The organism is Actinotalea sp. Marseille-Q4924, from assembly GCF_916618755.1.
Lineage (GTDB): Bacteria > Actinomycetota > Actinomycetes > Actinomycetales > Cellulomonadaceae > Actinotalea.
This window is the reverse complement of the sequence record NZ_CAKAKB010000003.1, coordinates 141,850-162,733: the sequence shown is the minus strand read 5'-3', so window position 1 is coordinate 162,733 and position 20,884 is coordinate 141,850. Positions and strand designations below refer to the sequence as shown.

Sequence of the window (20,884 nt, the reverse complement as noted above, 5' to 3'; positions counted from 1 at the left end):
ATGCCATGAGACTGCAGTTCATCCTGTCCGAGCTCGGCATCGGCCTGCGTCGGAACCTGTCGATGACCATCTCGGTCATCCTCGTGACCTTCGTGTCCCTCACGTTCGTCGGCGCCGCCGGCCTCCTGCAGGTGCAGGTCGACCAGATGAAGGACGACTGGTACGACCGCGTCGAGGTCTCGATCTTCCTCTGCCCCGCCCAGTCCGAGCAGCCGACGTGCGCCGCGGGCGAGGCGACGCCCGAGCAGATCGAGGCGATCGGCGCGGAGCTGGAGGGCGAGGCGCTCGACCCGTACGTCGAGGAGGTGTTCTTCGAGTCCAAGGAGGACGCGTACGTCGCGTTCCAGGAGCGCTTCGCCGAGGAGTGGTGGGCCGCCGGCGTCACCGCCGACCAGCTCCAGGCCTCCTACCGCGTCGCGCTCGTCGACCCCGAGCAGTACCAGGTCGTCTCGGACGTCTTCACCGGGCGCCAGGGGGTGGAGGTCGTCCGCGACCAGCGGCAGGTCATCGAGCCGCTCATCCTCGTCCTCAACCGCGCGAGCCTCGTCGCCGCCGGCCTCGCTGCCGTCATGCTCCTGTCCGCGGTGCTGCTCATCACGACGACGATCCGCCTGTCCGCCCTGAGCCGCCGCCGGGAGACGGGGATCATGCGCCTCGTCGGCGCGTCGAACCTCTTCATCCAGCTGCCGTTCATGCTGGAGGGCGCGATCGCGGCGACGATCGGCGCGGCGCTCGCGGTCGCCGGCCTGTGGTTCGGGGTCACCTACCTCGTCCAGGACTGGCTCGCGCAGTCGGTGCAGTTCGTCCCGTACATCAGCACGGATGCCGTCTGGACGATCGCCCCGCTGCTCGTCGCCGTCGCGATCCTGCTCGCCGCCATCTCATCCGTGGTCACTCTCAGCCGATACACGAAGGTGTGAGGTTCATGCCCCGCCCGACGACGCCCCCGACGACGCGCTCCACGCTGCGGCGCGTCGTCGTCGCGCTGCTGGGCCTCGGCCTGCTCACCGCGACGACGCTGCCCGCGACCGCCGACGACCTCGACGACCGTCGCCGGACCACCGAGGACCAGCAGCGCGCCACCGACGGCGCGCTCGAGGGCCTGCACGCGGACCTGGAGGACACCGACGCCGAGCTGCTCCAGGCGCAGCAGGAGCTGCAGGACATCCAGGCGCGGATCCCCGGTGCGCAGGCGGAGCTCGCCGCCGCCGAGGCGCTGCTGGCGCAGCTGCAGCTGGAGGCCGAGCTCATCGCCGAGCGGCTCACGGTCGCCCAGGAGCAGGAGACCACCATCACCGGCCAGATCGACGCGGACGCCGGCCGCGCCGATGACATCCGCGTCGCCATCGGCCAGATGGCCCGCGACGCCTACAAGGGCGACATGGCCGCGTCCGCGCTGTCGGCCGTGCTGGACGCGAAGACGACCGACGAGTTCGTCCAGCAGTCCGAGCTCGCGTCGACCGCGCTGCGCGCGCAGACCCAGGCCCTGCGTGACCTGGAGCAGATCAACGGTGTCAACCGCAACCGGCAGGCGCGCCTGACGGCCGTGCGCGAGCAGATCGTCCAGCTCAAGGCGGAGGCGGACGCGAAGGTCATCGAGGCCGAGGCGGCACGGGCCCAGGCCGAGGCGCGCAAGGTCGAGCTCGAGCGCCTGCAGCAGCAGGAGACCGAGCGCATCGCGACGATCGAGTCCAAGCGTGCCGAGCAGCTGGCCCGCCGCGCGGAGCTGGAGCAGCAGCGGGCTCAGCTGGAGACGGAGCTGCAGCAGATCATCGCTGCGCAGGAGGCTGAGCGGCAGCGGATCATCGCGGAGCAGCGTGCCCGGGAGGAGGCCGAGCGAAAGGCCCGGGAGGCGGCCGAGCGTCAGGCACGGGAGGACGCCGAGCGCAAGGCCCGGGAGGCGGCCGCCAGCCGCGGGAGCGGCGGTGGTGGCGGAGGTGGCGGCGCCCCGGCAGCGCCCCCGCCGCCTCCTCCCCCGCCCGCCTCGACCACGAGCCGGCCGTTCACCAACCCCACGAGCATCGAGCCGATGTACAAGACGTCGGACTACGGCAACCGTCTGCACCCGGTGCTCGGCTACTGGCGGCTGCACGCCGGGGTCGACCTCCGCACGTGGTGCGGCACCCCGATCTACGCGGCGATGTCCGGTGAGGTCGTGTGGTCGCGCTACCGCGAGGGCTACGGCAACCAGGTCATGGTCAACCACGGCTACTGGGACGACCGGTCGCTGATGTCCAGCTACAACCACCTGTCGGGCTCGACCGTGGACGCGGGCCAGACCGTCTCGCGCGGCCAGCTGCTGGGGTACTCCGGCAACACCGGCACGTCGTCGGCCTGCCACCTGCACTTCGAGGCCTACATCAACGGCGGCACCGTCGACCCGTGGCCGATGCTCTCCCGCTGACGCGACCGTTGCGGCGACCCAGCCTGCCGCGGTCGTTAGTCTTGCCGCATGGCCAAGGAGACGGGACGCAAGCTCGTCGCGTCGAACAAGAAGGCGCGGCACGACTTCCACATCGACGAGACGTTCGAGGCGGGCCTCGTGCTGACGGGTACCGAGGTCAAAGCCCTCCGGGCGGGTCGGGCGTCGCTCGTGGACGGCTACGTCGACGTGGACCGCGGCGAGGCGTGGCTGGAGAACGTCTACATCCCCGAGTACACCGAGGGCACGTGGACGAACCACGCGCCCCGGCGCAAGCGCAAGCTGCTGCTGCACCGCCGCCAGATCGAGGAGCTCGAGCGGGAGTCGTCGGCGAAGGGGCACACGATCGTCCCGCTGGCCCTGTACTTCGTCGACGGGCGCGCCAAGGTCGAGATCGCGCTGGCGCGAGGCAAGAAGGAGTACGACAAGCGGCACGCCCTGCGCGAGAGGCAGGAGCTGCGTGAGGCGCAGGCCGCGATGAGCGTGCGCAAGCAACGGGCCTGAGCCCATGGGTGGGGGGCCTCGCCGGGTCGCCGTCGGCATCGTGCTGGGGGCGGCCGTCGTCGTCGCCGGCCCCGCCACCGCGGCCACGGACGGCGACGACCGGGTCACCCGCTACGACGTCACCATCACGCTCGACGACGACGGCGTGGCACAGGTCGACCTCGTCCTCGAGGTGGACTTCGGCCAGGACCCGAACCGGGGGCCGTACCTCTCGTACGTCGTCAAGCAGCGCTTCGACGAGGCGAGCGACCGCGTCTACCGGATCACCGACGTGCGGGCGTCCAGCCGCACCGCGCCCGACGAGGTGCACCTCGAGACCAGGGGCGCGCTGCTGGAGGTGCGGATCGGTGACGAGGACCAGGACGACCTCACGGGCGTCCACTCGTACCGCGTGACCTACCGCGTCGAGGGCTGGGTCAGCTCCGCCGACGCGTTCGGCCTCGAGCACGACGAGCTGTTCCTCAACGTCATCGGCGACTCGTGGACGATCCCGGTCATCGACGTCGGCGTGACCGTCGTCGGTCCGGGACAGGTGCAGGCCGCCCGCTGCTACGCGGGTCAGGACGCCGCGTGCATGCGGACGGAGACCGAGGGCCCGACCGCGACGTTCGCGGAGGCCACGCTGGTGCCCGGCGAGCCGCTGACGGTCGCGATCGCCTACCCGGCAGGCACCTTCGGCGGTGTCGAGCCCATCCTGCAGGACCGGTGGGCACCGGGCCGCGCGTTCGCCCTGACGCCGGTCACCGGAGGACTTGCCGGGGTGGTCGTGCTCGTCGGCGTGGGTGCCGCGCTCCGACAGCGTCGGGACCGCCGGTTCGCGGGCCTCGTCGCCGTCTCCGAACCGGCGTCGGGCGCCATCGCCGACACCCGCCGGCGCCGGTCCGACCCGACCGGGGTCCGCTCGACCCCACCGGAGGGCCTGCGGCCGGGGCAGCTCGGCACGCTCGTGGACGGCCGGGCCGACGCGCGTGACGTCACGGCGACGCTCGTCGACCTGGCCGTGCGCGGCCACGTCACGATCGCCGAGGTCACCGAGGGCGACTGGACCCTCACCCGCGCCGCACGGTCCACCGACGACCTCCTCCCGTACGAGCGCATCCTGGTGGACCGGTTCTTCGAGGGTCGGGACGTGGTGATGCTCTCCCAGGTCGCCGGCACGTTCGACGGCACGCTGGCGGAGGTCCGGACCGCCCTCTACGACGACGTCACCGCACGGGGCTGGTTCCGCGCCGACCCGCGGGCGGCCCGGAACCGTCGTGTCACCGTCGGGGTCGCCGTCCTCGCCGGCGGAGTGGTCGTCACCGTGGCGCTCGCCGTGTGGACGTCCTTCGCGCTGGTGGGCGCCGCCGTCGTCGTGGTCGGCGCCGCCGTGCTCGCCACGACCGGGGTCGCGCCGCTCCGGACCGCTCGGGGCGTCGCCGTCCTGCGCGAGACGCAGGCCTTCCGCCGGTACCTGGAGGCGGCGGACCCCGACGGGTCGGGGTCGCAGGACCACCTGGAGGTCTTCAGCACGCACCTCCCGTTCGCGGTCGCGTTCGGCCTGACGCGGCGCTGGGCGCGGGTTCTCGCCGTCCCGCCGACGCACGGCCGGCCCGCCGCGCAGCCGACCTGGTACGTGGGCCACGGCGCGCTGTGGGCGACCGGGACGTTCGGCGAGCGGATCGACCGGTTCACGCGCTCCACGGATGCGGCCGTCATCGCTCCGCCGCCTACGCCGGGCGAAGGCGGCGGCACCGGGTTCACGGCGGGCTCGGCAGGTGCCGGTGTCGGTGGGGGCGGCGGCGGGACCTGGTAGACCGGTGCGGCGACGGCGCGGGCCTCCTGTGGTCCCGACCACACCACCGTGCCGGGCGCCGGCGGGGGCGTAAGGTAAGGCTGTGCTTACTCGGGTTCAGGCCACGATGGCGCGGGCCTACCCCGCCTACCGCCCCTACGAGGCCGTCGTCCAGCGTGTCCTGCGGCTGTCGCCGCACCTCGTCCGGGTGACGTTCACCGGCGAGGACCTCGGCTGTCTCGGCACCGCCGGCCTGGACCAGCGCATCAAGCTGGTCCTGCCCACACCCGACGGCCGCCTCTGCGACGTCGGCGCGGACGACCACGAGACGATCCTCGCCGGGACCTGGTACGCCCGCTGGCGCGCCCTGCCGGAGGCGGAACGCAACCCCGTGCGCACCTACACGGTCCGGGCGGCCCGCCCGGAGCGGCGCGAGCTCGACGTCGACATGGTGCTGCACGACCCGCACCCCGGACGTCCGGACGGCCCGGCCGCGGCCTGGCTGCGTCGCGCCGCCGTCGGCGACCGGGTGGTCGTCGTCGGGCCGGACGCGCGGAGCGCCGACCGCACCGCCGGCATCGACTGGCGCCCGGGGAGCGCACGCCACCTCCTGCTCGTCGGCGACGAGACGGCGGCACCGGCCATCTGCAGCATCGTCGAGTCGCTGCGTCCCGGGGTCACGGCACAGGCGTTCGTCGAGGTGCCGACCGGCGCCGACATCCTCAACGTCATGGTCCCGGGGCGCTCCCAGGTGACCTGGGTCGCCCGGGACGCCGGGTGCGTGACGGCGCAGGGGTTCCAGGCGGTGGCGCCCCACGGGCTGCTGCTGCAGCAGGCGCTCGCCGCCTGGCTCCCCCGGCACATGAGCCACCTGGCCGGCGCCGTGCGGCCCACGCCCGACGAGCTCGACGACGTGGACGTGGACACGGAGCTGCTGTGGGACGCCCCTCTCGATCCCACGACGGGCGACTTCTACGCCTGGATCGCGGGCGAGGCCGGTGTCGTCCGCTCGTTGCGCCGGTTCCTGGTGAGTGACGTCGGCGTCGACCGGCGCAACGTCGCCTTCATGGGCTACTGGCGGCAGGGTCGCGCCGAGAGGCAGTGAACGCGCGCGCTCCAGCGACGCGCACCGGGTCCGTGTGACGTCGCCGACGCTCACCAGGCTGCGAAGAGCCGGTCGAGGTCCAGGTGGGGTGTGTTGTCGTCGTTGGTGAGGATGACGACGAGGTCCCCGGACTCCGGTCGGATCGCGGCCAGGCTCGTGTATCCGGGGATCTCGCCTGAGTGCCCGAAGCCGTCACCGGAGGGGAAGTCGACCCGTCCGAGGCCGAGGCCGTACCACGCCTCCTCGTCGGACGGCACGAAGGACCTCATGCGGTTCAGCGAGTCCTGACTGACCAGGTCGCCGCCGGCGAGCGCGGTGAAGAACGTGACCAGGTCCGGGGCGGTGGACACCATGCTCCCGGCCGCGCCCGCGCCGGTGGCCATCGCCCGGTAGGAGATCCCCTCTGAGTCGCGGTCGACACCGAAGGACGTGGAGAAGCCGGTGACCGGTTCGGGCGCGTCCCCGCCTGCCCCGGTCCGGGTCAGACCCAGCGGGACGACGATCCGCTCCTGCACCAGCTGCGTCCACGGCTGCCCGGTCACGGACTCCAGCACCATGCCCAGCAGGAGGTAGTTGGAGTTGGAGTACTCCTGATCGGCGCCCGGCTCGAAGCGGCGTGGGAAGGTGCCGACCAGTGCGAGCACCTCCTGCGGCGTCCAGAGCCGGTCCCTGTCGGCCGTGGCCTGGGCGTACAGGGCGTCGTAGAAGTTCGGGATGCCGCTGGTGTGGTTCAGCAGCTGCTCGACCGTGACGCCGGTTGTCCAGGGCACCCCGGGCAGTACCGACTCGACGGGGGCAGTGAGGTCCAGGCGACCCTCCTCGACCAGCTGTATCACCAGGACCGCCACGAACGTCTTCGTGATGCTGCCGATGCGGAAGGCGTCGCCGGTCTCCAGCTGCCGCTCGGCGCGGTCCGCTCGACCGGCCGCGCAGAAGCGGATCGGTTCGCCACCCTTGCCCAGGGCGATGACGACGCCGCCGGACGTGTCGGCGGTCAACCGCGTCAGGAGCTGATCGAGGGAGGCGTCCTTGGCGGGATGCGCGGCACGCTGCGCGCACACCTGCGCGGGCGCCGTGGTCGTCTCCGCCGTGGGCGCAGGAACCTCCGCCGGGGGCCCCGCGCTGCACCCGACGACCGTCAGTGAGGCGACCAGGACGACGACGGCGCACGTGCGCGCCCGCGGACACGTGGATGACACCGACCCGCCCAGGAAGCGCTTCATCGCGCCACCACCTTCATCACCGACGGATCCGGAGCGCGGACCAGGGCGGCGTCCGCCCTCGGCAGCCGCTCCGCAGCGACACGGTGCACAACCGCCGCCACGGCCGGAGCCGCTGCAGCGGGCTGCATCTCAACCGTCCTCTTCCTCCGTCGACACGTCAACGACACGACGGCGCACCGGCGCGACGGCGCGACGGCGCGACGGCGCGACGGCGCGACGGCGCGACGGCGCGATCCTGGCCGCTGTCGGGCGGTTCGGGGCGGGTGAGGTGGGAGGGTCGCCGCCCCGCCTCGCGTCTGCTGGAGCGGAGAGCACCCCCAGCGGCGCGGGCGGAATAGCGACGACGGCGCCGCGGTTCTGACCTACGATGGACCTGCTCGTCCCGGCCTTGCCGCTGGGGCGCGTGGTTGACAACTGCACAGGGGGTGATCGGTTTCGACGACGGTCGTCGATCCAGGGGAAGCGGGTCGAGGATGCATGGTCATCTCGTCAACGATCCATGCAAACCAATAGGTGCCGATTCCAAGCGCACCGACTTCGCACTCGCCGCCTGAGCGAGTCCCGGAGTCCGTCAGCCTGAGCTAGCTTCCGTCTCAGTTCCTGGCGTCATCTAGGAAGCCACTGGCTGTAGCCCTCGTCATCGGGGCTGCCGCGACACTCAGATGACTGGGCCCGTCAGCGACATGTCTGCGTGATCGCTGGGGCCGAGAAAATCGTCAGCAGACTGCACCCGGAGAAGCCCTGTTTCACTGCCGCCGGACGCGGGTTCGATTCCCGCCACCTCCACGCACGCTGTGACCGCCGCAAGGTGGGCACGCCCTGAAGGCCGTCATCCCTCTCGCCGGGGGTGGCGGCCCTTCGTGTGCGCTGAGAGCCGACCGGACGCCGAGGCCGGGCACGCGCGAGCCGGTCGAGTTCGCAGGATGCTTGCCAGCCCGTCGTGGTTGGGTGGCGTCCTGCTGCTCTCCGCAGAGCTGGCCATCCTCCTCGGCGTCTGGTGCCGACCGACGGTCGAGGTCGAGATCGACGTACCGGTGACGATGATGCAGAACGGCTACGGGCCCTCCTCGTCCCGTCCGGTCCCCTGCCGACCGGGCGGTACCGGCTCGTCCCTGCGCTGTCACGGACCCGCTGGGACACGACCGAGGCGGCCGACGAGCTGAACACCTACCAGCAGCAGGCCGACGTCGTGCTGGAGATGTGAACCGTCGCCTCGACGGTGCCCGACGTCGGACGCCGCGAGTGTTGCGCTGCATGCGTACGAGGAGCAGGATCGATCGAGGACAACGGCGTCCCCCGTGACCCGGTCCATCGTGCTGATTCTGCGCAGCGTGCAGCCGGCGATGCGCACTGCGAAAGTGCGCGGTTCAGGCGTCGTCGCCTCGTTCAGCGCCGTCGGCCCTGCGTGCCACCAACTCGATCGGCCTCATCCGGAGGATGACATGAACGTCTCGCGCCTTCTCGCGACTGCAGGTGCAGCAGCCCTCTTGACTCTCGCTGTGGCTGGGCCGGCGTCTGCCGACCACTCCCACATCATCGACACTCCCGGCGCGTGCGTGGACAAGGCGGGTGTCGGATTCGGCACCGGCGAGGCGCACGACCCTCCCTCGTTCCACTCGCAGGTCCACAAGGGCACCCCAGGCCTTTTCGCCTTCGAACGGGTGCACAACCCGGTGTCCGTCGTCGGGTTCGCACTGTGCCCCTGACCAGTCGCTCAGCTCAGCGCACAGGCTCCGCTGACGGGCCGGGTCTCGCACCCTGACAGGGTCGTGCCCACCCCGAGGGCCGCTCAACCCTCCCCTGTAGCCGGCTCCGACGGCGGTTCCGTCGCACCGGTGCGAGCTCGGCGGGCTGGCCAGGGCAAGGCCTGTGTAACTCGATCCTGATCACCGCTACATCGCTCGACCGTCGGCCACCGCCGCGACGTCCACGGCCGGGGTGCCCAGACGTACGCCGAGGATGCCGAGGCACCCCGAGGGACGCATCGAACCGAGGCGAGTCGGGTCTGACAACACTGTCACCGCCCCATCGGCCTGAGGCAGCAGACCATGGGTACAGCCGGGCAAGGGAAAGCCCCCGACCCATCGACCGGGGGCGTCCCTGTGTGGTGCTACTGCGCGGCCCGGGAGCCGGAGTCAGTCTGCATCCCGCCGGAGGTGGGAACGAACTGCCACGTGTAGGAGCCGTCGTCCTTCAGGTCCATCCGAAGGTGACCCCACGTATCCGAGAACTTCTTCTGGATGTAGGCGGGGTTGCTCGTGAAGGACCGGAGGCTGATGCCGCCCGTGGAGACCTGGAACTGCTGCATCCCGTCGGCAACGCACTGATCCGCGTTGTTCACCGGACAGGACCGCTCATAGTTGTGCTGGCTGCCGGAGAGCAGAACCTTGACCCGGTTCTTCCAGAACACGTCGATCCACGGCTTGCCCTCAGTGAAACGGGTGTGCGAAGAGGTGTTCGACGTGAAGTACGGGTCATGCATGACCACGGCGAGATGCTTGCCCGCTGCCCGGGCTGCAGCGAGGTTGGCGTCCATCTCGGCGGTCATGGCGCGGGCGCGGGTGGCGTCATACCGCCACACAGCAGACGGGGCAACAAGGAAGTGCCAGTTGCCCTTGTCGAAGCTGTACCATTCCTCATCCTTCTGGAATGTACCGGCAGGGTTCGGGCCGTTGCGGGTCGGATCAGTGCTGGTGGCACTCCTGGTGGTAGACACACACTGACCATCCATGAACCTGGCAAGATCGGTGTTCCGGCCGGGCTCGTAGTCGTGGTTCGGCGCTGCAGTCCAGTACGTCCTGTCCTTGAACGCGCCCCATTGGGTCTGCCACTTGGCGAAGGTGTCGTTCGGGTAGGCCGAGAGCCCTCCACAATGGCCCACGCTGTACTGGAAATCGCCCAGTCCGATGAAGTTGTCCAGTGTGCCGTCGGCCAGTGCTGCCTTGATGCTGTTCGCGTTCTTGCCCGAGTCGCCGGTAGCGGAGGTGTGACCGCTGGGGTTCATATCCCCGACTGCGGCGAACTGGAAACCATCGGTAGCCGGAGCCGGCGGCGCAGTCGGCGTAGGTGTAGGCGTCGGGCTCGGCGGGGTAGTGCCGGCCGGGGCGTGAACGCGTACCCAATCCACCCTCATCTCACCGGTACCGTTCGCGGTGGAGTCCGGGAACCAGTCCAGCTGAAGGGTTTGATGCATCGGGCCCGGGGGGAACTGGGCCGGGTCTGTGGTTTCGAACCACTTCACACCATCCACGTAACCGATGATGCCGCCGGGGTGCCAGTCAACCGCGTAGTTGTGGAACTGGGAAACATCCAGCGCCTTGGTGGCGGATACCTGACGGTTCTCGCAGGAGTAGTGGTGGAAGAACTGGATGATGTTCCAGTCACCGGTTGTCTCGGCGTAATCGATCTCGCCGTCACAGGGCCAGTTGCCGGAGTCGGGCCACAGGATCGAAACCATGTGGTACTCGTCATCGCCGGAGCCGGCCGCGCGCACTTCCCAACGGCCGTACCTCTGATTGGCGAACTTGGCCGACATGCCAGCGGTAGTCCCGTCAGCTGTGCCGTTCATGACCATCTTGGAACCGTCGACGGTGACCTGCTGTGGCGAGCGGATACCGTTGCCCGCGTGCCCGGCGGAGGCATAGACGCTCCACTTGGAAGGGTCCGGCGCTCCGGTGTAGTTGAACTCGTCACCAGCTACCGGGGCTCCCCAGTTCTGGGTGGAAGCAGCAGTAACGCCGTCGGTGCTGGGCGGAGGAGGCCCAGGGATAGTCGCCGTGGGGGTCGTCGCCGTGGGGGTAGGCGTAGGCGTCGGTGTCGGCTCAGATCCGACGCGCGGTTCGGTCTTCACGATGAGCTGCGGACGCTTGGAAGCGTCAGAAGCTTCCTTGGAGGTGAAGCCGATCCACTTCCGGACGTCGGACTCGATCTTGAAGTTTACGGAGCCGCCGTCCCCGATAGCCTGTGTGACGTCAAATTCCACGCGCTGGTCATCAAGGAACCCACCCTTGCCGTCCAGCAAAGTCCCGCGCGCGGGAACGTTGCTCCACGTGGCCCCGGTCTCTGTCCACGAGCCGGTGGTCTGGTAGACGTTCACACGGTCCGTAGCGGACAGGGCGAGGTCCAGCTTGGCCGTGACGGAAAGCTTAGCTGAAACTACTCTCTCGTCCGCTGGGATGGTGGGTGCCTGGAAGCGGATCAGGCTACTACGCCTCACGTCCGCCCGGCCATCGACGGACCATCGAACGCTAGAACCGTAGTTCGTATTCGGATGGTCATACCGGACGTAGGTGTCGGCCGTAGGGAAGAGTGTCACCGTCCCGGCCGCTTGGCTGGAGGCCGCCGCCGTCACCGCCAATCCCACGCCCATGCCTGCCGCTGTAAGCATGGCGAGTAGTTTCCGTCTCACGTTCACCCTTCGGTCGGTTCGGTAGAATCGCAATGTCGTAATTCCCCGCATGTCATTGCTCAAGGTTTTGTCCGATTTGCGGGGAAAGCACGGCCTCTGCTTTCTTGACGCCGCCGAACTCTAGCATTTAATTCATCACCATCTGCATGCGTCGATGTTGTCGACAACACGCGCGCAAATCAAAACCTGTTACCGGCAACATGTCACCTCCGCAGGCCGACGAAAGCGGCGTTATGGGGTGATACTGGGCACTCCGCACGTCTCTCGCGACGCACGGAAGGAGCCGCCATGGATCGACCCTCTCCTTCGGCCGTGCCGACGACCGAGGCCGCGGGGGCGTCCGTCCCTTCGAAGACCGACGCTGAGCCCGACGCCCTCGCGTCCGCGCCCGTCGAGCCCGAGGGCGATGCTCCGCCGCGGCGGCGCGAGGCGCTCTCCACCCTCAGACGCGCCTCACCCCAGAACGCCGACAAGCCGCCGACCATCTACGACGTCGCCCGCGCGGCGGGCGTGTCGCACCAGACGGTGACGCGCTATCTGCAGGGCTACGAGGGAATCCGCCCGGCCACCCGGGACCGCGTCACCGACGCGCTGAAGCTCCTCGGCTACCGGCCCAACCTCACGGCGCGGTCCCTCACGACGGGACGGTCGCACCGGATCGGGGCACTGACGCACGAGATCGACCGGTTCGGACCGAGCAAGATCATCCATGGCGCCGCTGCCGCGGCGCGCGCCGCCGGCTACGTCATGGACATCGTCACCCTCGACGTCAGCAGTCCCGGCTCCATCGAGGAAGCGCTCGAACTGCTCCGCCACCACGACCTCGCCGGCGTCCTCGCTCTGTCCTCAACGGACGAGATGACGTCCGCGTTCGAGAGGGCCGACTTCGGTGTCCCCGCGTTCATCGGTGCGGAGCCTGACGACACCGGTGGCGAGACACGCTCTGAGCTCACCACGACGGGTTTCCGATCGCTCATCGAGCACCTCGCGGACCACGGTCATCGCGACTTCCTCCACATCGCGGGGCCGCGGACATGGTCGTCGGCGCGCAACCGCGTCCGGGCATACGAGACGGAGCTCACGTCTCACGGGCTCCGAGCCGTCGGAACTGTGCACGGCGACTGGTCGGCACGGTCCGGGTACGAAGCGGTCCGATCCCTCGCGGGCGGGGTCGAGGCGACGGCGATCGTCGCCTCGAACGACCAGATGGCCCTGGGAGCCATGCTTGCCCTCGAGGAGTGCGGCCTGCGGATACCGGACGACATCAGCGTGACGGGTGTCGACGACGTCCCAGATGCGGCGTACTACCGCCCGCCACTGACGACGCTCCGCGTCGACTTCGCGGCCCAGGGCCGGCAGGCCGTCACGCAGCTTCTCGGCCGGATCAGCGGCGAGGAGCCTGCGCTCGAAGCCGCCCTGCCCAACGAGCTGATCGTGCGCCGCTCGACTGCCCGGGCACCGGGCCGCCGACGGCGGCGATGACGACTGCCGGCTCCGACCTGCCGCGCGCGCGGCGGCCCTCGCGGACAGCCGGGGCGTGCCGGTCAGTGCTGGAGTCGGTTGCAGGCGCTGTCGAGTGGCGGAACTCAGGCGTCATGCATGGGTTCCACGGTGCACGCGTGTCGACGACGGCGGCAAGGTCGAGCAGGTATCGACGCCTGGACGCTGGAGCACTCTGGTCGGTCGACCAGGGACAGCCATCCGTCGACACGGATCGCTCTTCTGTGCCCGGGCTCGCCCCCGGGAGCGACGTCACGGAGGGCTGCCAGGGCTGCTACTCCAGGAGCGACGCTGCCGTGACCTGCCACGCGGCGCGGTCGAGACGGTACTGCCGGAACATGATCCCGCCGTACATCACCTCGCCGTCTGGACGAAAACCGAACCGCATGAGCGCACGTGTGGCGTTGCGTGAGAACGGGAGCGCCACGGTGACCTCGTCGAGTCCGAGCTCCGCGAACCCGCGCTCGAGCATCACGTGAAGCAGCGTCCGGCCGATGCCCCAGTCGGCACGATCCATGACCAGAGCGAGATCGGCCCCGCTCGCCTCGCGCTGGAAACCGCCCCAGCCGGCCAGCCGTCCGTCGACGGTGACGGCCCAGGGGCCGTAGCCGGCCTCTTCCCACTGAGCGTCCTTGTCGCGGACCCAGGCGGCCACCTGCTCCGGAGTGAAGGGAGCCGCGAGCGGGAGGTGTCGATGGCTGCGCTCGTCGTTCAGCAGCGCGTGAACGGCCTCGAGCGGCACCTCGCTGAGTCGCACCAGGGCGATGCCGGCCTCGTGCATGTCCCGATGGTGCGCCCCCGTCTGCAGCGTCGTCAACGAGATCAGCCCCCTCACGCTCATACCTGTGCTGACGCTCTGCCCAGATGCGAGAGCCCGCGCGCAGCGCACTGAAGACTGCCGCGCGGCGCCCTGTCTAGCCGTCCGCCGCGAGAGCGACCAGCTGATCGACGACGTCGGCCGGCTCCGGGAGGGCCGCGATCTCGGCCTGGAGCTCCCGCGCCCTGCCCCGCTCCGCCGTTCCGGACAGCAGGTGCTCGACCTCCCGCCGGATCGCCCCGGACTCGGGGTACGGCTCCACCAGGGCCCGCGCAGCACCGACCTCGCTCAGTGCGGCTGCGTTGGCGTACTGGTCGGCGCCCTGCGGCATCACCAGCTGGGGTAGTCCGTTCGCCAGCGCGCCAAGCACGGAACCCGTCCCCCCGTGGTGGACGAGCAGGTCGACCCGGGCGAGCACACCCGCCTGGTCGACGAACCGCTCCACCTGGACGTTCGCCGGCACCGCACCGAGTGCCGCCGGGTCTCCCTCGGGCCCGACGACGACCAGCAGGTCGACGTCCAGGCTCGAGATCTCCTGGACCGCTCGCCTCAGCACATCGACGGCGCCGAACGAGACCGTGCCGAGCGTGAGGTACACCCGGGGCCGGGAAGCGGGAGCCGTCATCCATGCCGGGACGGTCGCGGAGCCCTCGGCATACGGCACGGGCCGAACCGGGAACCTCGTCGCGTCGAGCGCCGCGCCGAGCCCACGCAGCGACGGCGGGGTGTGGTCGAGCAGCCCCCGCCCCAGCAGCACGACGTCCTCCGGCGGTCGCCGGCCACGCCTGCGCCACGCCTCCTGCCGGTACCGCACCGTCGCCGGATGGACGGCCGCGGGACCGTCCTGCACGAGCGAGATGGCGTACGCGACCGCCGGCACGCCCAGCAGGTCGGCGACGACGCCGACCCCGGCATCCATCGCCTCGTACACGATCAGGTCCGGCGGGGACGCCTCCAGCGCAGGGAGGAGGGTCTCGACCACTGCCTCGGCCGTGACATCGGCGAACAGCCCGACCATCAGCTCCCCGCCATGGAGGTGCGGGTTGCGTCGCTGCGTCTCCGCCATGGTCGCCTCCAGGTCCAGCCCTGGAGGCTGTTGGAGGATCGTCGGGAGGGGCAGTCGACCCAGGAAGGGCGGCCCGGCTGCCACCGTCACGTCGTGGCCGGCGTCCGCGCAGGCCAGGGCCAACGGCATGAGCGGGTACAGGTGCCCGAACGCCGGGATGGCGGCGAAGACAAGCCTCACCAGCGCAGTCTCGCAGCGGGGCGCTCCGTGCGACAGGGGGCAGGCGGACCTCAGCCTGACTGGACGAGATGTGGTGCATCCGACGGAGCACCCGCCGCCGTAGTGGAGGTGAGGTCCGGGATGAACCGGACACGAGATCACTTCAGGAGGCTCCCCATGAAGAAGAAGATCGCCCTCGCCACCACCGCCCTCGTGCTCAGCGCCGGCTTCGCCGCCGCGCCCGCGACCGCCGCGCCCGCGAACGCCGGTGCTGCGTGCGCCCAGCAGGGCATCGGCTTCCTCAAGGAGGCGGGCCTCCTGCAGGCCGCGGCCCAGAAGCAGATCGACTACTCGACCCTGGCCGACCCGGTCAGCGGCCCGATCTTCACAACCCTTCCCGCCGGCAGCAACCTCTCGCTGGGCCAGGTCGTGAAGCTGCACACCGAGAGCCCCTCGCTCTTCGCCTGGTGCCGCTGACCAGGGCATAGATCCACGCCGGGGGGCGCGGCCACGCCGTCGTGACGGCGTGGCCGCGCCCTTCGGGAGTCAGCCCGGACCGCGAGACCCTGGGACAGGAGGTCGCGGGGTCAGCACGGCCACCGGGATGATCCGGCCTGACTTCTCCTCGTACTTCGCGAAGAACGGGGCGCGCGCCAGCACCACGTCGCGCCACAGCAGATCGCGCGTGGGGGCGTCCGGCACCGTCACCTCGGCGTCGTAGGACTCCGTGCCGATCTCGATCCGGACCCAGTGGGCGGCGCGGACGTTGCGGAACCACTGAGGGTCGACCGGGGCGCCGCCCGCCGACCCGGTCACGACGTAGCCGCCCTCGTGCTCCAGGTACGCCACGGGCACGGTGTGCGGGGTGCCGGTACGCCGCCCCGGAGCGGTGAGCAGCAGGACGGGTACGCCCTTCGCCGAGCCACCGATCCTGCCGCCCGAGCGGCGGTAGAGCGCGACGGCCAGGCGGTTGGCCCCCCGGAACAGCCGCTGCAGCGCCGGGCCGGGAGACGACGTGCCGCGGACCCCGGCGATGTAGCGGTCGTACCGGCGGCGTCCGACGAGTCGCCACATCACCGTGGTCGCGACGGGCCGTCCACCGGTGAACCAGGCCGCCTCCTCAGCCGTCGCCACGTCCTCGAGGGCCCCCGTCGCCGTCAGCTTCTCCGGATCGGTGAGCTCCTCGAACGTCTGGCGACCGAACCGCTCCCACTCCGGCGCGGTGATGTGGGCACGGATGAGCGGTACGACGTGAGCCTCCTCGTCGTCGAGGTGCTCGCCCAGCGCGGCGCTGAGCTCGTCGATCGCCACGGCGAGCGGTTCGCCGTCCGTCGCCGATCCCCGCCAGGCGTCCAGCAACGAGCGGACCCGGCCGGACCGCTCCGCGACGGTCGCGTGCTGCGCCTCCATCCGCCTGACCAGCTCGGCCGCGGGGGCGGCGCGCTCCAGCAGCAGTGGCCAGATGTTCCTGTCCTCGCCGGAGTGGTGGTGATGAAGGGCGCTGAGCAGGAAGTCGAGATGCCCGGCGATCACCTCCGAGCGGCCGGTAGCGCCCGGCGGCGTGCGACGGACCAGCCCGGCGACCATGGGAAGGCCCCGCCGGAACACCCGGTGGATGACGGCCATCTCCTCGGTACGAGCCGGTGTGGGAGCGGCAGTGGTCCTCATCGGCGCGCCTCCGCGAGCTGGTGCCGGACAGGTCCTACGGTTCACCTGATAGTCAGGTATACCTGAGGATGTGACCATGCGGCAAGAGCACACCCCGGAGCAGGCCGGCAACACGGTCGCCATGCTCGGGCGTGCGTACAGCATGCTGGGCTTCCAGATCGTCGACGGTGTCGTCGGTGCCGGTTACCCGCAGAAGCCCTCCCACTCCGCGGTGTTCGCTCAGATCCACCCCGACGGCAGCCGCCTCACGGCGCTCGCGAGGGGGGCGAACATGTCACCTCAGGCCATGGGCGAGCTGGTCGACGAGCTGGAGGAGCTGGGCTACGTCGAGCGGACGCCCGACCCGACGGACCGTCGGGCGAAGCTGATCGTCCTGACGCCGCGCGGACAGCAGTGCATCGCGGCGGGCATCGCCACGATCCAGGGCATCGAGAGCCGCCTCGACGACGTCCTCGGCCCGGAGGGCCACGCCACGCTGAGACGGCTGCTCGCCCGGCTGCTCGCGGCCGGGTGAGCGGAGGTCCGGACGGGCGCACGACCTCGGCGCCGTGTAGACAGAGAGTCACCCACCCACAGCTGGAGGACCGCATGGCTACCACGCTGACCCGCCCGCGACGGGGCGAGGGCGCCGTCATCGCCGGAGTCGCCGCCGCCGTCGCGGACCGCTTCGGGCTGTCCCGCACCCTCGTCCGGCTGCTGTTCGTCGTCTTCGGTCTGGTCGGCGCCGGCGAGCTCGCCTACGTCGTCCTGTGGGTGTTCATCCCCAAGGCGCGCTGACCCTCGGGGGCTGGTACGGCGTCGCCCGCGAGCAGCCACCGCACCGCCTCCGCGGCCGACCACCCACCCGGGTACGTCCGCACCAGACGCAGGGGCCCCTCGAGATCGGTGCCCAGGGTCACCAACGGCTGCTCGACGTAGCCGTCGGGCCGCGTCTGCCCCAGCCCCACGTTGGCGGCGAGCGCGTTGCACAGGCACGCCCGGCCGGCCGCCTCGGCGACGCTCCCGCCCTTGCGGGCGTGCGTCAGGAGCGGCTCGGACGGGCAGTGGTAGCCGACGCCACCGCCCGGACGCACGTACGGCGTGCGCAGGTACCCCAGGTCGCACAGGCGCGGCCGGTCAGCGCTGAGGCGCTCGTCCGACAGGGTCCCCGCGAGCTGCGCGACCTTGAACGGGAAGCCGGTCGGCGAGGCGCGGGGGTCGGTCCGGACCTCGAGCGTCCCTGCGCGGAGCTCCGCCAGCAGGCTCTCGCGCAACGACGGCGCCAGCCCCGAGTCGGAGCTCAGCGCGAACAGCGAGCCGACCTGCACCCCGCACGCGCCCGCGGCCTGCGCCGCCTGCAGCGCCTCGGGCGTCCCGAACGAGCCCGCGAGCCAGAACGGCAGGCCCAGGGCCGCGACCTTCGCCACGTCGGCGGCATCGCGCGGCCCGAACACCGGCTGGCCGAGGTCGTCCAGCACGGGACGGCCCCGAGGAGGCGCGTTGTGACCGCCGGCGCTCGGGCCTTCGACGACGAGCCCGTCGGGGCGGATCGCCTCGTCGCGAGCCAGATAAGCGGCGAGCACGTCGGCCGAGACGATGGCGAGCAGGTCCGGCCGACGGACCGTGAGAGGGCCGAGGAGCCCCACCGGGTCGAGGTCCACACCGTGCTCGCCCACCGCGGCGCCGGTGACGTGCACGGGCAGCCGCACGGGCTCCTGCGCGGCGAGCCGGTCGAGCATCCGCGGGATCTCCCGCGGCACGCCCGCCCCCATGAGGACGACGTCGACGCCCGCGACCATGGCGCCGTACACGGCGGCCGGGGTGGCCATCTGGACCTTCTCGAGGAGGTTGATGCCCACCCGGCCGGTGTGGCGCTCACGGGCGAGCCAGACCTCGACGAAGCTGCCGAGGACGATGAGCTCCTGCATCGCGCGGGTCTGCCGCAGGGCCAGCCGCGGTTGGGGCAGGTACGGCCGGCCGGCCGCGCGTCCACCGGCTGTGAAGTACCGCTCGAGCACCCGGTCGGCGACCTCCGGGACGGGGAACGCCGCCATCGCCCGCCGGCAGCTGCCGTCGACGTCGCCGTCCTGGAGCCGGCGCGCGAGGACGAGGTCCAGCGCCGTCCCGGAGACGACGCCGAGCTGTCCGGCGCGGGCCACCGCCGACGCGAGTCGCCACGACGACACGGCGACGCCCATCCCGCCCTGGATGGCGCGGGGGTGGCCACCGGGAGGTCCCGTCGACGCGGACGGTGAGCTCATGGGCGCGGCTCCTCGATGCTCGGCGGGACCCCGGGGGCGGCAACCTACGGTTCCGTAGGTTCGCTCACCGTAGGCAGGCCGTCCCGGCGCACCCGGGACCTTCGTCCCTCCCGGCCGCGGTCACAGCCCCGTCGCGTGGAAGCCGCCGTCGACGTGCACGACCTCGCCGGTGGTCGCCGGGAACCAGTCGGACAGGAGGGCCACGACGGCCCGGGCGGTCGGCTCGGCGTCGCGCATGTCCCAACCCAGCGGCGACCGCTCCGGCCAGCGCCGCTCGATCTCCTCGAACCCCGGAATCGAGGTCGCGGCGGTCGTCCGGACGGGGCCTGCCGAGACGAGGTTGACCCGGATGCCGTCCGGCCCGAGGTCGCGGGCGAGGTACCGCGACGTAGCCTCGAACGCCGCCTTCGCGACTCCCATCCAGTCGTAGACCGGCCAGGCGTACCGCGCGTCGAAGGTCAGCCCGACGACGGCGGAGCCCCGTCGCAGCAGCGGCCGGGAGGCCACGGCGAGGGCCTTGAGGGAGAAGGCGGACACGTGGACCGCCGTCGCGACGTCCTCCCACGACGCCGCCAGGAAGTTCCCGCCCAGGACCGACTGCGGCGCGAACCCGATCGAGTGGACGACCCCGTCGAGGTGGTCCGTGTGCTCGCCCACCACGTCGGCGAGCGCCGCGAGGTCCTCCGCCGACGTGACGTCGAGCCGGACCACCGGTGCCGCCGCGGGCAGCCGGCGCGCGATCGCCTGGGTGAGCCGCAGCTGGCGCCCGAACGACGTCAGGACGACGTCGGCGCCCTGCTCCTGCGCGAGCCGTGCCGCGTGGAAGGCGATGGATCCCTCGGTCAGGACGCCGGTGACGAGGAGCTTCTTGCCGTCGAGCAGGCCCATCGAGGGACTCCGTCCAGTCGTGTGCGGGCGTCGCCGGCGCGCAGGCGCTGCGACGGCCGGGCCCGACGCTAGCCCGCCGGGTCCGGCCGCGACGGTCGCCCGGCGGACAGGAACAACCGGTCGTCTTGTCGGGTGCCCACGACGCAGCGGGCGAGTCCGGCGGACGCACCGCGGTCACGGCTCGGGTGGCCTCACCGCAGGAGCTGGGCGCGCGCCGCCGTCGCGAGGGCCGCGCCGACGCGGTCCAGCCGCGCCGATCGCAGCTTCCACTGCTGCCAGTGCAGGACGACGTCGACGGCCCCGGCCGGGTCCAGGTCGACCAGGTCGCCGGCGTCGCGCGCGGCGGCGGCCTGGAGGTCGGGGAGCATCCCCCAGCCCATGCCGAGCCGGACGGCGGTGAGGAACTCCGCCGACGCGGGCACCCCGTGCGTCGGCGGGGACACCGGCTCCGAGAGCCGCTCGCGCAGGTAGCGGTGCTGCAGGTCGTCCTTGCGGTCGAAGACGACGACGGGCGCGCGCGCCAACGCCTCGGCCGTCACGCCGCCGGGAAACCAGCGGCGGGCGAACGTCGGCGACGCCGTCGGTCGGTAGCGCATGACGCCGAGGCGCGTGACCGAGCACCCCGGGACGGGGTCCGGGTCCGTCGTGACGGCGGCCACGACCGCGCCGGAGCGCAGGAGGGCCGCGGTGTGCTCCTCGTCGTCGCGGTGCAGCTCGAGCGCGACGTCGCCCGCCAGCTCGGCCAGGGCGGGCAGGGCCCACGTGGCCAAGGAGTCGGCGTTGACCGCGATCGGCAGCGTGACGATCCGGTCGTCCGCGGCCGCGACGCCGAGCTCGGCGACGGCGTCCCCGGCGAGGAGGTCGATCTGCCGGGCCAGGCGGAGCAGCACCTCCCCCGACTCGGTCGGCCGCACGGGCCTGCTGCGGACGAGGAGCACGCGGCCGGTGGCGACCTCGAGGGCGCGCAGCCGCTGGCTCACCGCGGACGGCGTGATGTGGAGCGACCGCGCAGCGGCCTCGAGCGTCCCCTCGGAGACCGTCGCGCTGAGCGCGCGGAGCTGGGCGAGGTCCAGGTCCATGAAGCCACGCTAACCGATCGTCAGAAACCTG

19 protein-coding genes and 1 other RNA gene are annotated in these 20,884 nt (G+C 71.4%); 12 read left to right on the top strand and 8 right to left on the bottom strand.

Annotated elements, in window-relative coordinates; all coding sequences use genetic code 11:
* The first annotated feature begins 5 nt into the window (after positions 1-5).
* The 5 genes from ftsX to LG379_RS07410 all read left to right on the top strand — a co-directional run bounded on the left by ftsX (position 6) and on the right by LG379_RS07410 (position 5,805).
* Positions 6-920 (top strand): permease-like cell division protein FtsX, encoded by a 915-nt coding sequence (gene ftsX / locus LG379_RS07430; RefSeq protein WP_225753958.1) that lies wholly within the window; start codon positions 6-8, stop codon positions 918-920.
* Between the two features lie 5 nt (positions 921-925).
* Positions 926-2,404, top strand: a complete 1,479-nt coding sequence (locus tag LG379_RS07425; protein WP_225753957.1) for a M23 family metallopeptidase — start codon at positions 926-928, stop codon at positions 2,402-2,404.
* Positions 2,405-2,452: 48 nt separating this feature from the next.
* Positions 2,453-2,926, top strand: coding sequence for an SsrA-binding protein SmpB (gene smpB, locus LG379_RS07420; RefSeq protein WP_225753956.1), 474 nt, complete (start codon positions 2,453-2,455; stop codon positions 2,924-2,926).
* 4 nt (positions 2,927-2,930) lie between these two features.
* Positions 2,931-4,721, top strand: coding sequence for a DUF2207 domain-containing protein (locus LG379_RS07415; protein ID WP_225753955.1), 1,791 nt, complete (start codon positions 2,931-2,933; stop codon positions 4,719-4,721).
* Positions 4,722-4,803: 82 nt separating this feature from the next.
* Complete coding sequence (locus LG379_RS07410; RefSeq protein WP_370634465.1) at positions 4,804-5,805, top strand: siderophore-interacting protein; 1,002 nt, start codon at positions 4,804-4,806, stop codon at positions 5,803-5,805.
* A 50-nt stretch (positions 5,806-5,855) separates the two neighbouring features.
* Here the strand turns inward: LG379_RS07410 and LG379_RS07405 are convergent, their stop codons facing one another.
* A complete protein-coding gene (locus LG379_RS07405) occupies positions 5,856-7,028 on the bottom strand; it encodes a serine hydrolase (protein WP_225753954.1) in 1,173 nt (390 codons plus the stop codon).
* A gap of 421 nt (positions 7,029-7,449) precedes the next feature.
* Here LG379_RS07405 and ssrA point away from each other — a divergent pair.
* The 3 genes from ssrA to LG379_RS07390 all read left to right on the top strand — a co-directional run bounded on the left by ssrA (position 7,450) and on the right by LG379_RS07390 (position 8,734).
* Positions 7,450-7,817: a transfer-messenger RNA gene (gene ssrA, locus LG379_RS07400) on the top strand.
* Between the two features lie 208 nt (positions 7,818-8,025).
* The gene (locus LG379_RS07395) at positions 8,026-8,232 is read left to right on the top strand and encodes a hypothetical protein (RefSeq protein WP_225753953.1); all 207 of its coding nucleotides are present in this window, start codon (positions 8,026-8,028) and stop codon (positions 8,230-8,232) included.
* A gap of 94 nt (positions 8,233-8,326) precedes the next feature.
* On the top strand, positions 8,327-8,734 hold the full coding sequence (locus tag LG379_RS07390) for a hypothetical protein (protein WP_225753952.1): 408 nt from the start codon (positions 8,327-8,329) through the stop codon (positions 8,732-8,734).
* Positions 8,735-9,138: 404 nt separating this feature from the next.
* Here the strand turns inward: LG379_RS07390 and LG379_RS07385 are convergent, their stop codons facing one another.
* Positions 9,139-11,415: a DNRLRE domain-containing protein gene (locus tag LG379_RS07385; protein WP_225753951.1), complete on the bottom strand. Its 2,277-nt coding sequence runs from the start codon at positions 11,413-11,415 to the stop codon at positions 9,139-9,141.
* 333 nt (positions 11,416-11,748) lie between these two features.
* Between LG379_RS07385 and LG379_RS07380 the strand changes: the two genes are divergently transcribed.
* Entirely contained in the window at positions 11,749-12,918 is a 1,170-nt protein-coding gene (locus LG379_RS07380; protein ID WP_225753950.1) for a LacI family DNA-binding transcriptional regulator, read from the top strand.
* A 292-nt stretch (positions 12,919-13,210) separates the two neighbouring features.
* Here LG379_RS07380 and LG379_RS07375 read toward each other — a convergent pair whose 3' ends face one another.
* On the bottom strand, positions 13,211-13,771 hold the full coding sequence (locus LG379_RS07375) for a GNAT family N-acetyltransferase (RefSeq protein ID WP_225753949.1): 561 nt from the start codon (positions 13,769-13,771) through the stop codon (positions 13,211-13,213).
* A 79-nt stretch (positions 13,772-13,850) separates the two neighbouring features.
* Positions 13,851-14,999 carry a glycosyltransferase gene (locus LG379_RS07370; protein WP_225753948.1) on the bottom strand — a complete coding sequence of 383 codons (1,149 nt, stop codon included), beginning with the start codon at positions 14,997-14,999 and terminating at the stop codon, positions 13,851-13,853.
* A gap of 156 nt (positions 15,000-15,155) precedes the next feature.
* Here LG379_RS07370 and LG379_RS07365 point away from each other — a divergent pair, with 156 nt between their 5' ends.
* Positions 15,156-15,455: a hypothetical protein gene (locus tag LG379_RS07365; RefSeq protein WP_225753947.1), complete on the top strand. Its 300-nt coding sequence runs from the start codon at positions 15,156-15,158 to the stop codon at positions 15,453-15,455.
* Positions 15,456-15,524: 69 nt separating this feature from the next.
* On the opposite strand, the gene LG379_RS07360 is transcribed toward LG379_RS07365, so the two are convergent.
* Entirely contained in the window at positions 15,525-16,646 is a 1,122-nt protein-coding gene (locus tag LG379_RS07360; RefSeq protein WP_225753946.1) for a nitroreductase/quinone reductase family protein, read from the bottom strand.
* Positions 16,647-16,722: 76 nt separating this feature from the next.
* Here LG379_RS07360 and LG379_RS07355 point away from each other — a divergent pair, with 76 nt between their 5' ends.
* Positions 16,723-17,160: a MarR family winged helix-turn-helix transcriptional regulator gene (locus LG379_RS07355; RefSeq protein ID WP_225753945.1), complete on the top strand. Its 438-nt coding sequence runs from the start codon at positions 16,723-16,725 to the stop codon at positions 17,158-17,160.
* 74 nt (positions 17,161-17,234) lie between these two features.
* Positions 17,235-17,423: a PspC domain-containing protein gene (locus LG379_RS07350; protein WP_225753944.1), complete on the top strand. Its 189-nt coding sequence runs from the start codon at positions 17,235-17,237 to the stop codon at positions 17,421-17,423.
* Here the strand turns inward: LG379_RS07350 and LG379_RS07345 are convergent.
* The 3 genes from LG379_RS07345 to LG379_RS07335 form a co-directional block, all read right to left on the bottom strand.
* Entirely contained in the window at positions 17,384-18,886 is a 1,503-nt protein-coding gene (locus tag LG379_RS07345) for a nitronate monooxygenase (RefSeq protein WP_225753943.1), read from the bottom strand. The genes LG379_RS07350 and LG379_RS07345 overlap by 40 nt on opposite strands.
* Positions 18,887-19,006: 120 nt before the next feature.
* The gene (fabI, locus tag LG379_RS07340; RefSeq protein WP_225753942.1) at positions 19,007-19,774 is read right to left on the bottom strand and encodes an enoyl-ACP reductase FabI; all 768 of its coding nucleotides are present in this window, start codon (positions 19,772-19,774) and stop codon (positions 19,007-19,009) included.
* A gap of 191 nt (positions 19,775-19,965) precedes the next feature.
* Positions 19,966-20,853 (bottom strand): LysR family transcriptional regulator ArgP, encoded by an 888-nt coding sequence (locus LG379_RS07335; RefSeq protein WP_225753941.1) that lies wholly within the window; start codon positions 20,851-20,853, stop codon positions 19,966-19,968.
* Between the last annotated feature and the right edge of the window lie 31 nt (positions 20,854-20,884).